Genomic DNA, 17,477 nt, shown 5'->3' with positions numbered 1-17,477 from the left:
GTAGGTAAAAGTATGAAGAAATTGATGCGGAACTTAGTCATGATTGTTACTTTTCTAGCCTTTGTTCTGGTCGTTCCCCAAGCTCAAGCGGTGACGGTGGAAGATATCCAAGACCGTGGCAAGGTAATCATGGGAACCAGCCCAGACTTCCCACCATTTGAATGGGTGGATATGTCTCAAGGCGAACCTAAAGTTGTAGGGGTTGACGTCGAGATTGCCCAGAAGATTGCGGATGAATTAGGGGTTGAGTTAGAGATTGTGGAGACAACCTTTGATTCCCTGATCCAACAAGCTAAGTCTGGTAAGATTGACATGGCCTTAGCGGGGATGACTTACACAGAAGAACGTGCTAAACAAGTGCTTTTCTCTGATATTTATTACGAAACCAACAGCCGCTTCTTGGTTCGTGCGGAAGATGCGGATAAATACACGAGCTTAGACGACTTCAAAAATGCTAAGATCGGTGTTCAAAAAGGGAATTCGCAAGAAATTCTAGCCAAAGAAAAATTCCCTGAAGCTGAATTAACTTCCATGAACAAAAATGGTGACCTTGTGGAAGCCTTGAAGGCCGGACGGGTGGACGCTGTCTTGTTCGATGGCATCGTTACTGAAAGCTTCCACCAACAAAATCCTGACACAACAGCTAAGTTAATGGATCTTCAAGTTGAAGAAAATCCAGACGGCTCAGCGATTGTGACGGACTTAGATAGCCAAGAGTTGATGGATGTTATTAACAAGGTACTTCAAGAATTAAAGGATTCTGGAGAACTTGAAGATATCTTCAACCGCAATGTTAAGTTAGCCGAAGAAACAGGTGCTAATTAATTAAAGTCTAGTTCGATCTTGAGGTATTACTATCTCAAGATCGAATCAAACAAAAAATGAACATGCAACTAAAGTTAAGCCACCGGATAAGGTTCGGTGGCTTATTTGCTTGGTCAATTCACCAGTGCAAAGGCACAATGGTTTTGATCCTAAGCAGCTATTCTTTCAACTCTAGGCAAGTTCATTTATATATAAATTATTTTGAAGCGGATGATAGGCAAGGGTGCCTGTGATTCGCTTTTAGTATTTTTTGATTAGATTTCCGGTCTAGTTAAATTTATTTTTTCCGTAGGGAGAAGATGGCTTCTAAGTTCACCTGGCGTTCGGTGCCGGATAGGATGCGCTTTACGTTATCCCGGTGGCGGTAGATCATAAAGAGCCAGATGGCGAGAAAGCCTAACTTATAACTAAGAGACGGGTAGGTTAGAGCAATATAGATGGCGGCTAGGCCATAGCTGACCATGGCCGACAAGGAGACCATCTTGGTTATGATCAGCAAGATGACCAAGGCGAGGACCATGGCGAGGGCTAAGAAGAAGTTGAAGCCCAAGAGGACCCCAATGGAAGTAGCCACGACCTTGCCTCCACGAAAACCAGCCCATAAAGTATAAGCATGACCGAGAACGCAAGCAATACCAGTCAACATGATCACTCCATCCATACCTGGGAAGAGGAACTTGGCCAGTAGGAGCGGAATCCAGCCCTTGAGCACATCGATAGCGATAACGATGATCGCTCCGGTCCGTCCGAAATTCCGGCCAATGTTAGTGCCTCCGCTATTGCCGGATCCAAGGGTGCGAACGTCAGTCTGATGAATCAGCTTAGAGTACCAAACGCCCGTGGGAATGGAGCCGATACAGTAGGCTAGCAGAATATATATAATGGATAATAATGTCATGGATTCCACCTCCGTTATGAGGTCATTTTATCATAATCGCTGATTAATTAGTAGCGCCTTTGTGTGCTATAATAAGTCTTGCGACTATTCTTGTGCTATGATAACTTTAAGGGTGCAAATAATAAAGAGGTGACTATATGGTTGCAGCAAAAACTAATTTAAATCAATATGGCGATGAAGCTATCCAAATATTAGAAGGCCTGGATGCCGTCCGTAAGCGGCCGGGTATGTATATCGGATCCACTGACCAACGGGGTCTCCACCACTTGATCTATGAGATCGTTGATAATTCAGTGGATGAGGCCTTGTCGGGCTTTTGTGATGCGATTCAAGTGATTCTCCATTCTGACGGCAGTATTGAAGTCAAGGATAATGGCCGTGGGATGCCGGTTGGCCAGCATGAGAGCGGTATTCCGACAATTCAAGTTATTTTTACTGTGCTTCATGCTGGAGGTAAGTTCGGCCAAGGAGGCTACAAGTCTGCCGGGGGACTCCACGGTGTAGGTGCCAGCGTGGTTAATGCCTTATCGGCTTGGCTGGAAGTCCGGGTTCATAGAGACGGTAAGGAATACCGGATGCGCTTTGAAGATGGGGGCAAGCCTGTCAGCAAGTTGGAATCCAAGAAGATCGCCAAGTCCATGCCATCAGGAACAAGTGTTCATTTTATGCCGGATCCTGAGATCTTCGGCAAGCGTCAAGTGGATGCCAGTGTGATTAGTGAGCGATTGCGGGAATCGGCCTTTCTCTTGAAGAATCTCTCGATTCGCTTGGTTGATGAACGGCAAGTTGATGAGGAAGGACAGGCTAAGAGTGAGACTTATCACTATGAACAAGGACTAGAAGATTTTATCAACTATCTCAACGAAGAAAAGGATACCCTGGGAGAGATTGCATCGGTATCTGGGGAAGAGGATGGTTTTGAGATCGACTTTGCCATGCAATACAATGATGGCTATTCTGAGACGATCCTGTCATTTGCTAATAATGTTCGAACAGGTGGCGGGGGTAGCCATGAGACGGGCATGAAGTCTGGAATTACCAAGGCCTTCAATGAATATGGTCGCAAGGTTGGCCTACTCAAGGAAAAGGACAAGAATCTAGAAGGAAGTGATGTCCGGGAAGGTTTAACAGCGGTCTTATCCCTACGGATTCCAGAAGAGTACTTGCAATTTGAAGGTCAGACCAAAGACAAGCTCGGAACACCTAAGGCTAGACGCTTGGTTGAGAGCTTTATTAGTGACTTTCTTACGTCTTACTTGAATGAGAATGGGGCCTTCTCGCAAATGATTTTGCGCAAGGCGATTAAGGCTCGTCAGACTCGAGAAGCCGCTCGCAAGGCTCGGGACGCTTCAAGGTCTGGGGCGAAGAAGTCCCAGCAAGAGAAATTAATCTCAGGTAAGTTGACCAAGGCCCAGTCCAAGGATGCTTCCAAGAATGAACTCTACTTGGTGGAGGGGGACTCCGCAGGAGGATCAGCTAAGCTGGGTCGGGACCGTCGTTACCAGGCGATTCTACCTCTGCGAGGGAAGGTTATTAACACTGAGAAGGCCTCCATGGACGATATTCTTAAGAATGAAGAAATCAATACAATGATCTACACCATTGGGGCTGGTGTTGGTAGCGAATTCAACCTAGAGGATGCCAATTATGACAAGGTCATTATTATGACAGATGCGGATACGGATGGGGCCCATATCCAGGTCCTACTCTTGACCTTCTTCTATCGTTATATGAAGCCACTCTTGGAGGCCGGACGGATCTATTTGGCCATGCCACCGCTCTATAAAATCTCTAAGGGGAAGGGCAAGTCTTACAAGGAAGCCTATGCCTGGACCGATGAGGAATTGGATGAAGCGATCCAAAAGATTGGCAAAGGCTATATCCTCCAACGCTACAAGGGTCTAGGGGAAATGAACGCAGACCAATTATGGCAGACGACGATGAACCCCGAAACCCGCCTCCTTATCCGGGTGACCATCGATGATTCGGCAGCTTCTGAGCGCCGTTTGACTACCTTGATGGGATCCAAAGTAGAACCGCGTCGTCGGTGGATTGAAGAGAATGTTCAGTTCACCTTGGCTGAGGAGGACACACTCCTTAATGAGAACCAGACCACCACAAGCTTGGATGTAGAAGAGAAGCTTGAAGATCAGGCCGACCAGCTAGATTTATTCCAAGAGGAGGATTAAGATGGTGAAGCAAATAAATGAACATATTGAAGAATTATCCTTTACCAATGTGATTGGTGACCGTTTTGGTCGTTATTCTAAATATATCATCCAAGACCGGGCCCTACCGGATATTCGTGATGGCTTGAAGCCGGTCCAACGGCGAATCTTGTTTGCCATGTACAAGGACCGCAACACCCATGACCATCCTTACCGCAAGTCTGCCAAGACGGTGGGGAATGTGATTGGTAACTACCACCCTCACGGGGATAGTTCAGTCTATGAGGCGATGGTCCGGATGAGTCAATCTTGGAAGAACCGGATGCCCCTCATTGATATGCACGGTAACAACGGGAGTATGGACGGGGATCCCGCTGCAGCTATGCGGTATACTGAAGCGAGACTAGCGCCTATAGCTAGTGAGCTCTTAACAGATATTGATAGTGAGACGGTTGAATTTGGGCTTAACTTCGATGATACCTTGGAAGAGCCCCTAGTCTTACCCGCAGGATTCCCAAACTTATTGGTGAATGGGGCCACAGGAATTTCAGCTGGTTATGCCACCGATATCCCGCCTCATAATCTCAGTGAGGTGATTGATGCTACTGATTATATCCTCAGCCACGACCACTATGAATTGTCAGATTTATTGCAGTTTGTTAAGGGGCCAGACTTTCCTACGGGGGCTATTATCCAAGGTGCCGAAGACCTTGAAGAAGTCTACCGGACCGGTCATGGGAAGGTAGTTGTTAGAAGTCGGACCGAGATCGAAAAACTCCGCGGCGGCAAACACCAAATTGTCGCTACCGAACTCCCATATGAAGTCAACAAGTCCAAATTAATCCAAAAGATTGACGATATCCGCCTTCAAAACAAGGTCGAAGGGATTGTTGAAGTCCGGGATGAATCCGATATCAATGGGGTTCGTCTAGTTATCGAACTCAAGCGCGAGGCGGATCCTGAAGGAATTTTGAATTATCTTTTGAAGAATACTGACTTGCAGACCAATTATAACTTCAACATGGTTGCTATTCATAACAACCGACCGGTTCAAGCGAGTCTGGGCTTGATGTTGGAAGCTTACATCCAACACCGCCAGGAAGTAGTGACCCGACGGACCCAGCACAAGCTAGCCTCAGACCAAGCCAGACTTCATATTGTAGATGGTTTGATTCGGATGGTCTCAATCTTGGATGAAGTTATTGCCACCATCCGGCAAAGCAATAGCAAGCAAGATGCCAAGGATAACTTGGTGGCCCGCTTTGACTTTAGTCAGGACCAGGCCGAAGCGATTGTCTCCTTACAGCTATACCGCTTGACTAATACAGATATTGTCAAGCTCCAGGAAGAACGTCTGGAATTAAACGAGAACATTCTTCACTACCAGAATATCTTGGCCAACAAGCAAATACTCAACCAGACCATCCAGCAAGAATTGCAAGTGATTAAGAAGAAATATCACAGTGATCGGCTCACTCAAGTGGAAGCCCAAGTCGAAGCAATCGAAATAGATACCAGTCTCCTGATTCCTCAAGAAGAAGTGATGGTTGGTGTCACCAAGGAAGGCTATATTAAGCGGGTCAGTCTAAGGTCTTACGGGTCCAGTGAAGCAAGTGAGTTTGGTTGCCGCGACTTGGATTATCCACTTTTTATCCAAAGTATGGACACCCACCAGGCTCTGATTTTGATTACTAGCAAGGGGAATTATATCCATCTGCCTGTGCATGAGATTCCAGAAGCCCGCTGGAAGGACTTAGGCACTCACTTGTCACAAAGTTATCAGCTGGCTGAAGGAGAGCAAATGATTGCTGCCTTCCCAGCCTTATATGGTCTAGATGATCAGGTAAATCCTGACTATTCAGAGTCCATGCAGGTGGTCCTAATTACCCGTCTAGGCATGATTAAAAAGACCTCATTAAGTGAATTTGTGACTTATCGCTCCTATAAGACCCGAACGGCTATGGCCATGAAGTTCAAGTTTGACGATGATGAATTATTGGTAGCCCATCTCATCAAACAAGACCATCCTTACGAGATTGGACTAGTCACCCAACGGTCATACAGTTTGCGCTATTCCTTGGATGAAGTCTCTAACTATGGCCTCAGGGCCCAAGGGGTTGTCGCCATCAATCTCAAGGAAGGGGATCAATTACGCTTGGCGGGACTAATTGACCTAGAGGCCAGCCGACCACAGATGATGGTGGTCTCTCAGCATGGCTTAGTTAAACGTTTTGACAGTGAGATTATCGGCCAAGCCGCTCGGGCCAGTCGCGGAATCCTCTTATACAAAGACCGTAAGAATGATCCACACCGGGTCTTAGATGGCCTAGCCCTGAATGAAGGCAGTCAGGACCTAGCTATCATGACTGAGAGTGGCCAGGTAGCTCGCTTCAGCTCCACTGAAGTTCCAATTACTGAACGCTTAAGTAATGGTAATTCCTTGCCAGCTCTTGAAGGGTTGGGTCAGGTCCTGGCCATTTATCCGGACCGCCTGTCCCAGTTAGCAGCCGCTAAAGCTGGTAAATAATTCAATTTAACTTTAGACAGAAAAATGATACACTAAGAGAAGCTTAAAGGAGGAGTTAATATGACAAAATATTTAGTTTTTGGCCACAAAAATCCGGACACGGATGCCATCGGCTCAGCTATTGCCTTTGCGGCTTATTTGAATCTACAAGGTAAGGAGGCAGAAGCGGTTGCATTGGGAAGTCCCAATGATGAGACGGCTTATGCCTTGGAATACTTTGGCTTTGAAGCCCCACGGGTCGTTGAATCAGTGGCTGATCAAACGGACCGGGTAGCCCTAGTCGACCACAATGAACCCCAACAATCCGTTGCTGATATTCAAGAAGTTACGGTTGATTATGTGGTGGACCACCACCGGATTGCTGGTTTTGAGACTGCCCAACCGCTTTATTATCGTTGTGAACCGATTGGCTCAACGGCGAGTGTCTTATTCAAGTTATACCGCGAAGCCGGTCTAGCTATCGATCCTAAGGTAGCAGGTATCATGCTGTCAGCGATTATCTCAGATACCCTCTTATTCAAGTCGCCAACTGCCACCGCTGAAGACCGGGAAATTGCTGATCAATTAGCTGAAACAGCTGGCGTTGATTTGGAAAGTTATGGTCTTGAGATGTTGAAGGCCGGAACCAATATCGCCGACAAGTCCGACCGGGACTTGATGGAATCTGACAGCAAGGACTTTGATATGAATGGAGCCAAGATTCGTATCGGCCAAGTCAATACTGTTGATTTCTCTGATATTATCTTGCGTGAATCTATCCTTCTCCAAGAGATGGATAAGGATATCGCGACGGATGAATTAGACTTATTTGTCTTAGTGATCACTAATATCTTGGATAACGATTCATTTGCCTTTGTATCTGGTAAGCAGACTGAATTAGCTGCCGAAGCCTTTGGCCAATCTCTAGTTAACCACCGCTTGGAATTACCAGGCATTGTCTCACGTAAGAAACAAATTGTTCCCCCACTTCAAGAGCGATTTGACCAAGCTTAATAAGCTAGTATCGTGAATATTAAAAGGGCCCCAGCCGAAATCACCTGATTTTGGCTGGGGCTTCTTGCTATTATTTTTGGATGGCTAGTGCTTGAACTAGGCTGGCTTCAGGTGTGACATAGAGGGTCTCTTGTCCTTCATAGATCACATAGCCAGGCTTAGCGCCATTAGGCTTACGTAAGTGCTTGACTTGAACAGTGTCGACGGGCACATTAGCCGATTGTTGCGACTTGGAGTAATAGGCTGCCAGCTGGGCTGCTTGGATAAAGGTTTCTTGGCTGGGATGACTATCTTGAATGATCACGTGGGAGCCAGGAATATTCTTGGTGTGGAGCCACCAGTGATTTTTATTGGCTGACTTCATGGATAGTTGGTCATTTTGTTGATTGTTACGTCCGACCAAGATCAAGCTGCCATCACTTGATTGGAACTGACGTGGCTTGGACTTAGACTTGCTTCGCTTCTTCTTCTGGTCTTTCTTGGAACGAATGAAGCCTTGGTCAATGAGTTCATGCTTGATATCTGGCAAGTCTTCAATATCAGCATTGGCCAGTTGGACCAAGATGCCTTCCAGATAGTCAATCTCTGCTTGCCCCTTGGCTTCTTCTCGGTCGATATACTTAAGGGAATCCCGGTACTTGCTGTACTTCTTGAAGTAGGCCTGGCTATTGTCAATAGCTGATAAACGAGGATCCAGAGGAATGGTAACTTCTTGATTGTCTTGGTAATAATTAGCAAGACGGACTTCTTGGCTCCCTTTAGGGACTTGGTAGGCATAAGCGCTTAAGAGCTCACCATAGAGTTGGTAAGTAGGGGCCTTGGCTGCTGTTAGCCGGTCCTTGGCTAGGTTCTTAAGTTTATGTTGGCGCTTGGTAATCAGTTGCTGAACTTGTTGGGTCAAGTCACCTGAAACTTGCTTGATCCGGTCAAAGCGAACTTTCTCTTGAAAATAAGCCTCGACCAGTTGGCTCAAGCTCTCGTAGGACTGAATCTGCCCCTTAAAGTGTTCCAAGGGCAGTAGGTAGAAGAAGACATTCTTGTCAGTCTGAATAAGGCTGGCTTGAGGTTCCTGGCAGGCCTTCATTAGACGATCTAGGGCTTGAAAGGCCGATTGCCCTTGCTTTATCTGGTAGCCGATCTCCTGTGCTCCTAAGCGGCTGAGACCTTGGACCAACCGGCCGGCTTGTCCAGCTAACAAGTCTTCCTGGTGCTGATTGGCCCAGTCGCTTAGCTGGATAAAGTCTAGGTCAAAAAGATTGACTTGGCCTTCCTGAAGGGGTGGCCGCAGGTAGTCTGCGCCTGGATGGAGGCTACGGTAGGAATTCATATAAGCCGGCACATGCTTCATACAGTCAATGATCGTTTGACTAGGATGGTTGATCAAGAGGATGTTACTATGGCGTCCCATCAGCTCAAAGATGAGTTGATAATTTTGACGGTCGCCTAATTCATCAGTTCCAGATAAATCGATCACGATGATTCGGTCATTATCCACTTGGCGAATGGCCTGAATCGTGGCTCCTTCGATATGCTTGCGTAAGACCATACAGAACATATAGGGTTCAATCGGATTATTGGGACGTTCCTGGCTGAGGTGCAAGCGGTAGTATTGGGGATGAATCGACGCATTGAGGCGGAAATTCTGCCTTTGTCTGCGAATGACGAGATGGAGGTCTTGTTCATAAGGTTGGAAGATCTTATTGATACGGCCACCAACGAGGTCCTGTAATTCATGGACGACCCCTCTTGTAAAAAATCCATCAAATGACATCAAATTACCTCCTATAAATACTTACTGAAATACTAACGACTCTTATTATAAAACAAATCGATCAGATAGCCAATTCAGAGCCATTAAGACCGGGTGATCAATTGATTGCAGTCATGGAAATGGCATGCTAGAATGAAGAAGCAGTCAGTGAGAAATGATCCAAGAGAACGGAGTGAGTAAATGTCTTTTACAAGTTTAGAAGCCTTAATTAAACTTGCTGAAGAAAAGCAGACCCCGATATCAGAATTAATGATCCAAAGTGAAATCGATCTTCGGGGCGTCAGCCGCGACCAATTGATCCAAGAGATGGCTGACCAGTTTGAGGTGATGGTTGACTCTGTTCGTCAAGGGACCTTGAAGCCGGCGATGAGTAAGACCGGCTTAACTGGAGGAGATGGCCACCGGGTCTATCAATATTTAGAACAGGGGGATCCCTTAATCGACCCGACCCCGCTACAAGCCTTGGCCAACGCCATGGCTGTTAATGAGGTTAACGCTGCCATGGGGCGGATAGTAGCGACCCCTACGGCTGGGTCAGCTGGCATTCTACCGGCTGTCTTGGTGCAGCAGTATGATACTGACCACTACCAGAAGGAAGACTTGATCCAAGTGATGTTTACAGCAGCGGCCTTTGGTATGGTGGTGGCTAACCGAGCTTCAATTGCAGGAGCTACCGGAGGCTGCCAAGCTGAAATTGGATCTGCTACTGCCATGAGTGCAGCAGCCTTGGTAGAGTTAAGAGGGGGGAGTCCGAGTCAATCTGGCCAAGCCTTTGCCTTGGCCTTGAAGAATTCTCTGGGCCTTGTCTGTGATCCGGTAGCTGGTCTCGTAGAGATCCCTTGTATTGTTCGTAATGGCTTCCATGCTCTAACGGCTTTAGCTGCTTGTGATATGGCCTTGGCTGGCGTTCAAAGTGTCATTCCTGCCGATGAAGTCATTGATGCTATGGGAGCAATTGGCCAGGAAATGCCCGCCTCCTTAAGAGAAACAGGTATCGGTGGTCTGGCTGGTACCAAGACCGGCTGCCAAATCAAGGAAGAGATCTTTGGCCAAGACCAATTAGAAGAAGAATCGACCCAGGCAACCTATCAGAGTGCCTATGAAGTGATTGGCCCCATTATGATTGGCCCTTCTTCTTCGCATACAGCAGGTGCAGTTAGAATTGGCAATGTCGCTCGCCAGCTTCTGGGAGAAGAGGTAGAAGAAGTGGTCTTTGTCTTGATGGGGTCCTTTGCCGAGACCTACCAAGGTCATGGGACTGACAAGGCCTTAATATCCGGTGTTCTAGGGTATACAACCAAGGATGAAGATATTGCTCAAGCTGAAGCAAGGGCAGAGGAGCGGGGGCTGACCTATCATTTTGTTAAGCGTAATCTAGGCTTCTATCATCCTAATACTGTAGAAGTGAACTTATGGGGGGCGACTAACCATGTCCAACTGATTGCTTCTTCAATTGGTGGCGGTAAGATTGAAGTTCAAGAATTAAATGATTATCCGATTAAGTTTAGTGGGGACCAGCCGACCTTATTGGTTGCCCACCAAGACCGGGTAGGGGCTATTGCTAGTTTGAGTCACTTCTTACAAGAGCATGACTTAAATGTCTCCCATATGGCCAATCGACGCAGTAAGATTCATGGTCCGGCCTTGTCCGTCTTTGAATTAGACCAAGCCTTTACTGAAGACTTACAAAAGGCCATGCTAGAAGCTTGTCCCTTTATCCTCGATCTTAAAGTCGTCAAAACAAATTAAAATACAATGAGTTGCTTGACAATTTGATGGCAATTAGTTAAGATGGATTCACTAAGAAAGAAAGGGGTCCAAAACATGTATCAAGAAATCGTTCTAAACCGCATCGCTAACTGGCAAAGCTGGCATAGATAGGTTGTAGACTTGGACATGTTCTATGGATACAGCCCAGTTTGAATGGACTGAAGTTGTATCTATGTGGCGACCCATCCAGTTTACCACGTAGAGATTATCTCCTATGTGGTAGTTTATCTAAGCTAGTGCATGGAAGATAATCATGCACTAGCTTTTTTGATGTATCTAATTAGAAAGAAGGAATACCCATGAAAAAATTCAAGCAAGTCTTAACTGTCTTAGCCCTAGTCGCCCTAGTCTTAACCAGCTCACTTCTACCAAGCACTGCCAAAGCCAATGAAGCCAAGGAGTCTTTGAAGGTCGCAATCATTCAGCTGGTCTCTCATCCATCCCTGGATCTAATTCACCAAGGAATTGAAGAAGGGCTTGCAGCCGAGGGTTACCAAGTAGGTGAGAACCTAGAGATTGACTACCAAAATGCTGAAGGAGATATGAACCTTCTCTCGACTATTGCACAACAAGTAGTCTCCAGTGAACCGGATTACATCTTCGCGATCACGACACCAGTTGCCCAAGCCTTACAAAATGAAACCAAGGAGATTCCGATCATTATGGCTGGTATTACTGATCCAGAATCAGTTAACCTAGTGGAATCCCTTGATCAACCGGGTGGTAATATTTCAGGTATCTCAGATAAGATTCCTCACGATGTTCAATTCAAGCTACTTCAAGAAATCTTACCCGATGCTAAGAAGGTAGGATTAATCTATACAACTAGTGAAGACAATTCAGAAGCTGAGATGAATGAAGCCAAGCAAGCGGCTGAATCCTTAGGACTTGAAGTTCAACTCGAAGGGATCTCTAGTGCCTTGGATATGCAAATGGTGGCCGAAAACTTAGCCAGTCAAGTGGATGCTATCTTTGTCGGATCAGATAATACGATTGCTTCAGCCTTTGAATCTTTATTGGATGCGACAGATAAGCAAGGTATTCCAGTCTTCACTTCAGTGGAACCAATGGTTGCTCAAGGCGCCCTTGCCGGGGAAGCAATGAGCCAGAAGGAAATTGGCCTTCAAGCTGCCAAATTCTTAAAACAACTGGTAGATTCTGGACAAGACATTAGCCAAACCCCCGTTGCCTTTATCGATAAGTTGGAGACGGTCTTGAACCAAGATACTGCAGACCGACTCAAGCTTGAAATTCCAAAAGAAATCTTAGACCAATCACGACCTGCTGCCAAGGAATAAAAGATGACTGCCAGGTCCCTTTGGGGCCTGGTTGTTTAGTTAGGAGTAGATTATGCAAGTATATTTAAGTGCAATCGGCCAGGGGGTTCTCTGGAGTGTGATGGGAATCGGCCTTTACATCAGTTTTCGTATTTTGAACTTTGCCGATTTGACCAGTGAAGCTTCCTTTACCATGGGGGCAGCCAGTGGCGTTTATCTAATTACGACAGGAATGAATCCGTTTCTAGCAACTTTTCTTGCTATTTTTGCCGGGATGTTTGCCGGTTGGATTACTGGCTTCCTGACTACTTTCTTCGAGATACCGGGCCTTTTAAGTTCGATTATCTCATTAACCGGACTCTATTCGATCAACTTGAGAATTATGGGACGGCCAAACTTGAGTTTGAGAGGGTTTGAGACGGTCTATGACCAACTGGCCAATCAATTGGACTCTGCCTTGTTGCGTCAATATTTATTGGGTGGGCTGGTTGTTTTAGTGATTATTCTAACTCTTAATTACTTCTTTAAAACGGATCTCGGTCAATCTATTATTGCGACCGGTGATAATGAAGTTATGGCTCGGTCACTAGGTATTCCGGCCAATCAAATGAAGCGAATCGCCTTGATGTTAGCTAATGGTCTAATTGCCTTAAGTGGGGCCTTGGTCGCCCAAGATAACGGTTTCTCAGATATCTCCATGGGAAGCGGAACGGTCGTTGTTGCTATGTCTTCAATTGTTATCGGGGAAGTCCTCTTCCGCAAGCAATTAACTTTGTCCTTACGCCTAGTGTCCATTGTCTTTGGAGCGATTATTTATCGCCTGATTCTGGTCTTTGTCTTGCGCTTAGGCTTTAATCCGAATGACTTTAGACTGGTATCAGCTTTAGTCTTAGCCGTCTTCTTAGCCTTTCCAACTGTTAAGCGTAAGTTGACTCAAGGGCAATCTAGTCACAAGAAAGGAGCCTAAGAATGCAAGAACAAGTTGAAATGCGCCAAGTTTCCAAGGCTTTCCAATCCAAGACGGGGGAGACGATTCGCGGTCTAAGTGATGTTAATCTTACCTTGGGTCAAGGAGAAGTGGTTTCTGTGATTGGAACCAATGGTGCTGGCAAGTCGACCTTATTTAATTGCTTGAGTGGGCAGATTCCCATCGACCAAGGTGAAATCTACTTGGACGGCATTCGCGTCGATGGACTCAACCAGGTCCAGACAGCTGAATTCATTGGTCGCGTCTTCCAAAATCCTTCTATGGGAACGGCTCCACGGATGACGGTATTTGAGAACTTAATGCTGGCCCAAAAACGGGGCGAAGCTCGGCGATTTGGCCGGTCTCTAACCAACGATAATTATCAAGCCATGCATGACTACCTAGCTGGCTTCCGCTTGGACTTAGAGAAACGCTTGGATGTTCCCATCGAATATTTATCAGGTGGCCAAAGACAGACGGTATCCCTAGTGATGGCCACCTTGAAGCGCCCCAAGCTCCTACTCTTGGATGAACATACAGCGGCTCTAGATCCAAGAACTGCCCGCCAGGTCATGGAGATGACTCAAGAAATGATCCAATCGCAAGGTTTGACAACCTTGATGATTACCCACCATCTACAAGATGCCCTCACTTACAGTGACCGGATTCTCTTGATGCATCAGGGAAGTATCCAAAAGATCTACCAGAAAGATCAAATTCAAAAACTATCAGCTGGTGAGCTCTATGAGGAATTAGAATCCCTGGTTCTATAAACTAGATTTAAGTGATTGAAACTTTGCCATCAAGCGGTTTGTCAAGGGCTAGCCAATCTGCTATACTAGTCATGTTACAATACTTTATAAGTTATAGGAGTGAAGATATGGCAGGACATTCTAAATGGAACAATATTAAGCAACGCAAGGGAGCCCAAGATGCCAAGCGAGGAAAAATCTTCCAAAAATTGTCACGAGAAATTTATGTGGCAGCTAAACAAGGGGAAGACCCTGAAATGAATCCAGCCTTACGGATGGTATTAGACAAAGCACGGGCTGAAAATATGCCTAAAGACAATATCAACCGTGCCATCAAGAAAGCCACCGATCCGAATGTTGGCGATGACTTTGATGAGGTTGTCTATGAAGGCTATGGCCCAGAAGGTGTTGGAATCATTGTTTACGGCTTAACAGACAACCATAACCGGACCAGTGCCAATGTTCGTTCGACCTTTGGCAAGAACCATGGTAACATGGGTGAGACGGGATCCGTTTCTTTCCAATTTGATCGCAAAGGTTATATTGTCATCGAACGAGAAGGTCTTGAAGTAGATGAAGATGAAATGTTAATGGCCGTATTGGAAGCAGGGGCTGAAGATATGAATGTCGAAGAGGAAGTCTTTGAAATCTACACTGAACCCACTGACCTTGCTAGCGTTAGAGACCAATTAGAGAAAGATTTCACCTTAGCGCGGGCAGAATTGACCATGATTCCAAATATTACTATTGATATTAGCCCAGAAGCTAGCGAGAAGTTGGAACAGCTGGTTGACGCCTTGGAAGATGATGACGACGTCACCGAGGTTATTCATAATGCCAATTATTAAGAGCTATTACCTGAGCTAATTGTTGAATCAACAAAATATAAAGCCAAAAAAATCTAATATTCCCTCAGCTGTAGTGGACTAGAGTGCGGATGCACGTCTAGCGCCTTGCCTACTGAGGCTCTAAGTTGCTAAAGCAACAGAGTCTAGTATCAAGTGACTACTGCTGAGGGAATTATTTGGATTATTTTACATTAGCTCGATTAATGGACGGTCTTAGCATAATGGGACGGGGTGATCTTATATTTTTTCTTGAAGGCTCTGGAGAAGTATTGAATGGAACCAAAACCTAGTTTTTCAGAAATTTGTGATAAGTTCATCTGTGAGTTTCGGATCAGTTGTTTGCTTTTCTCCATTCGGACATCGTTAATATAGTCCTTGGGACTTTGACCCAAGTAATGATTAAAGAGCCCTTGGATGGTTGACCGCGACAGGTCAAAATGCTCCACTAAATCGCTAACTTCGTGTTTAGTTTCGATATTATCCTGAATATAAGCAATCATTTCTTCTAATAATTCATGGTCATGGTTGGCTTGCATGATGGTTGTGTCTGATTTAACAGTGGCTTCTCCACCTGAAGCTAGAGACAGGAAGAGATACTGGCAATAGAACTTCAGCCATTCCATCCGCGGATTTTCTTGCTGGGCTAATTCTTGAGCTTTAACCAGTGCCTTGAGTTCCGCGTTATTTAAGGAGTGAACTCGGCCAACTAATTCCTGGATCGCTTGGTTAAAGTTCAAGCAGATTGACAGATAGCGAACACTCGCTCGATTAGAAGGTTGAATGCTTGCCTTGGAGTAGGGGGCTAAAATATAGCAGTCATTTCGGTTGACTAGATGCTTCTTGTGACCTTCATGGACTTCAAGGGCACCGTCACTAGCAATCAAGACTTGGTAATAATTACTGGTGTATAAAATTTCTTCATGTTTACTTAAGGTTAAGGTCGAGCGGAAATCATAGATTGCTTGGACTTGTAAGGATTCCGTGGCTGGTTCAAGGGAGATCGTTTGATCTAGCTTGATCAGGCGCGGTTGTTTAGCCTTGTCTGCTAATAGGTAGATACTGTCCTGACCCGTCATACTTAACATGTTGAAGGGAGTATTGGCCTGGAGGCGGATTTGTCGGTCCAATAAATAGACTTCAGTTACCAATGGATCAAGGCTTGAGGCAACGACTAGTGCAGCCAAGCCTTGTTGAGGAGCCAAGCGAACAGGGACGTTAAATAGGAATAAGGTTTTGGTGAAATTGTTTTTTAAAGGGACCAGGCCAGTTTTTGAGTCTTTATTAACAACAGAATGGTCAATATCAATAGCTGGACTAACATTTATTAATTCTTTTATCGAACGAATCAATGAATGCTACCTCCTTTTAAAATTTATTTTATCTTTTTTACTTAGACCTAGTTTATCATATTTTGATCAGGATGCGAGTATTTTTGCTAAAATTGAATTGATTCAGAGGCGGGCTTATCCTACACTATAAGGTAGATTGATAGAGAAAGGGTTGGACTAGTGGTACAACTAGAAATTGCATTAATCGACCGTTATTTTACGCACGGTCAGGTCGGTCAATTGTGGTGTCAAGAAGCTAATTCAGAGATTGTCGTCATCATTAATGACCAATTAGCGCAAGATAATTTAAGACAAGGACTCATTGAAATGAATTTAGGGGGCGATCGTATTCTTCGATGTTATTCATTGGAAGAAGCCCATGATCAGTTAGCTAGGTTGAAATCCAACCAGAAGGGTCTGGTGATCTTCAAGGATCTAGATGATCTCTTCTTGCTCGCGCGAACGGGTGTAGCAATTAAACGGTTGGTAATTGCTAATTACGAAGGAAGTGGTCAAGTACAAGTCATCAATGAAGATGTCAGCTTAAATCAAGAGGATCTGAGACGCATTGCTTGGTTGGAAAACCTAGGAACCCGAGTGGACTATCAAAATCTTCCCAAAGATGAGAAATAAATAAGAATAAAGCAACTTTATTATCCCTAAAATTGAATTAATATGCTATAATTTACGCTAATAGGCCTCTCATTTGGGTCTTAGATTGGGGACGATAGTTATTAGAAATAAAAGAAGTCAATCATCACTGAGGCCAAGAACCTGGCGAGATTGGTTGATCACGATAATAATTGTTGTTCTCATTGCCATATTTGCTCCTGAATGGTTGGAAACTGATTATCAAGGCGATATTGTTACCCAGGATGAATGGAGTCAGGTTTCCTATGACTTTAATGGCAGCAATTATGAAGTGTTACCGAGACATATGCGCTTGCCAGTTGAACTCGAACGAGTCAAGGATGGTGATACCATTCAAGTGGACTTAGCTGGGTACATTGTGGATGTGCGTTATTTAATCATTGATACGCCCGAATTGCGGACGGGAACGAGTAAACGCAAGCAATTAGGGCTAGTGGCCAAGGAGCGTAACCGCGAATTACTGGAATCGGCTAATCAGATCTATCTGGAATTAGATCGAGGACCGGCTACAGATAAGTACCAGCGCTTGTTGGCTTATGTTTATAGTGATGATCTGATGATTAATGAAGCCCTGGTTCGTCAGGGATTGGCAGAGGTGCGGTATGTTTACCCACCTAATAATTCGTATGAGAACTTACTACGCAAAAGCCAAGAAGCTGCACAGGCTGACCGGGTCAATCTTTGGCGCTAGGATAGATAGGA

15 protein-coding genes are annotated in these 17,477 nt (G+C 45.3%); 11 read left to right on the top strand and 4 right to left on the bottom strand.

Annotated features, from left to right (window positions below; all coding sequences use genetic code 11):
• Positions 1 to 12: 12 nt before the first annotated feature.
• Positions 13 to 825, top strand: coding sequence for a transporter substrate-binding domain-containing protein (locus tag T408_RS10580; RefSeq protein ID WP_051444738.1), 813 nt, complete (start codon positions 13 to 15; stop codon positions 823 to 825).
• A gap of 277 nt (positions 826 to 1,102) precedes the next feature.
• Here the strand turns inward: T408_RS10580 and plsY are convergent, their stop codons facing one another.
• Positions 1,103 to 1,723 carry a glycerol-3-phosphate 1-O-acyltransferase PlsY gene (plsY, locus tag T408_RS0102085; RefSeq protein WP_028118472.1) on the bottom strand — a complete coding sequence of 207 codons (621 nt, stop codon included), beginning with the start codon at positions 1,721 to 1,723 and terminating at the stop codon, positions 1,103 to 1,105.
• 137 nt (positions 1,724 to 1,860) lie between these two features.
• Here plsY and parE point away from each other — a divergent pair, with 137 nt between their 5' ends.
• Genes parE through T408_RS0102070 form a run of 3 tightly spaced genes read left to right on the top strand, consistent with a single transcriptional unit; the run spans position 1,861 to position 7,411 of the window.
• Positions 1,861 to 3,912 carry a DNA topoisomerase IV subunit B gene (gene parE / locus T408_RS0102080; protein ID WP_028118471.1) on the top strand — a complete coding sequence of 684 codons (2,052 nt, stop codon included), beginning with the start codon at positions 1,861 to 1,863 and terminating at the stop codon, positions 3,910 to 3,912.
• 1 nt (position 3,913) lies between these two features.
• Entirely contained in the window at positions 3,914 to 6,418 is a 2,505-nt protein-coding gene (gene parC, locus T408_RS0102075; RefSeq protein WP_035419810.1) for a DNA topoisomerase IV subunit A, read from the top strand.
• A 60-nt stretch (positions 6,419 to 6,478) separates the two neighbouring features.
• Complete coding sequence (locus T408_RS0102070) at positions 6,479 to 7,411, top strand: manganese-dependent inorganic pyrophosphatase (protein ID WP_028118469.1); 933 nt, start codon at positions 6,479 to 6,481, stop codon at positions 7,409 to 7,411.
• 70 nt (positions 7,412 to 7,481) lie between these two features.
• On the opposite strand, the gene T408_RS0102065 is transcribed toward T408_RS0102070, so the two are convergent.
• Positions 7,482 to 9,182 (bottom strand): Rqc2 family fibronectin-binding protein, encoded by a 1,701-nt coding sequence (locus tag T408_RS0102065; RefSeq protein ID WP_028118468.1) that lies wholly within the window; start codon positions 9,180 to 9,182, stop codon positions 7,482 to 7,484.
• 180 nt (positions 9,183 to 9,362) lie between these two features.
• Between T408_RS0102065 and sdaAA the strand changes: the two genes are divergently transcribed.
• Positions 9,363 to 10,931: an L-serine ammonia-lyase, iron-sulfur-dependent, subunit alpha gene (gene sdaAA, locus T408_RS12370; RefSeq protein ID WP_028118467.1), complete on the top strand. Its 1,569-nt coding sequence runs from the start codon at positions 9,363 to 9,365 to the stop codon at positions 10,929 to 10,931.
• 93 nt (positions 10,932 to 11,024) lie between these two features.
• On the opposite strand, the gene T408_RS12270 is transcribed toward sdaAA, so the two are convergent.
• On the bottom strand, positions 11,025 to 11,150 hold the full coding sequence (locus tag T408_RS12270) for a hypothetical protein (RefSeq protein ID WP_268870425.1): 126 nt from the start codon (positions 11,148 to 11,150) through the stop codon (positions 11,025 to 11,027).
• Positions 11,151 to 11,251: 101 nt separating this feature from the next.
• Between T408_RS12270 and T408_RS0102055 the strand changes: the two genes are divergently transcribed.
• The 4 genes from T408_RS0102055 (at position 11,252) to T408_RS0102040 (ending at position 14,796) form a co-directional block, all read left to right on the top strand.
• A complete protein-coding gene (locus T408_RS0102055; protein WP_028118466.1) occupies positions 11,252 to 12,250 on the top strand; it encodes an ABC transporter substrate-binding protein in 999 nt (332 codons plus the stop codon).
• Positions 12,251 to 12,302: 52 nt separating this feature from the next.
• On the top strand, positions 12,303 to 13,196 hold the full coding sequence (locus T408_RS0102050; RefSeq protein ID WP_028118465.1) for an ABC transporter permease: 894 nt from the start codon (positions 12,303 to 12,305) through the stop codon (positions 13,194 to 13,196).
• 2 nt (positions 13,197 to 13,198) lie between these two features.
• The gene (locus T408_RS0102045) at positions 13,199 to 13,969 is read left to right on the top strand and encodes an ABC transporter ATP-binding protein (protein ID WP_028118464.1); all 771 of its coding nucleotides are present in this window, start codon (positions 13,199 to 13,201) and stop codon (positions 13,967 to 13,969) included.
• Positions 13,970 to 14,076: 107 nt separating this feature from the next.
• Complete coding sequence (locus T408_RS0102040) at positions 14,077 to 14,796, top strand: YebC/PmpR family DNA-binding transcriptional regulator (protein WP_028118463.1); 720 nt, start codon at positions 14,077 to 14,079, stop codon at positions 14,794 to 14,796.
• Between the two features lie 200 nt (positions 14,797 to 14,996).
• Here T408_RS0102040 and T408_RS11650 read toward each other — a convergent pair whose 3' ends face one another.
• On the bottom strand, positions 14,997 to 16,145 hold the full coding sequence (locus T408_RS11650) for a helix-turn-helix transcriptional regulator (protein WP_051444737.1): 1,149 nt from the start codon (positions 16,143 to 16,145) through the stop codon (positions 14,997 to 14,999).
• Between the two features lie 159 nt (positions 16,146 to 16,304).
• Between T408_RS11650 and T408_RS0102030 the strand changes: the two genes are divergently transcribed.
• Positions 16,305 to 16,757 carry a PTS sugar transporter subunit IIB gene (locus T408_RS0102030; protein ID WP_028118462.1) on the top strand — a complete coding sequence of 151 codons (453 nt, stop codon included), beginning with the start codon at positions 16,305 to 16,307 and terminating at the stop codon, positions 16,755 to 16,757.
• A 154-nt stretch (positions 16,758 to 16,911) separates the two neighbouring features.
• On the top strand, positions 16,912 to 17,466 hold the full coding sequence (locus T408_RS10570) for a thermonuclease family protein (RefSeq protein WP_051444736.1): 555 nt from the start codon (positions 16,912 to 16,914) through the stop codon (positions 17,464 to 17,466).
• The last annotated feature ends 11 nt before the right edge of the window (positions 17,467 to 17,477 follow it).

The organism is Hutsoniella sourekii ATCC 700629, from assembly GCF_000518205.1.
GTDB classification, from domain to species: domain Bacteria; phylum Bacillota; class Bacilli; order Lactobacillales; family Aerococcaceae; genus Hutsoniella; species Hutsoniella sourekii.
This window is presented reverse-complemented; position numbering and strand designations above follow the sequence as displayed.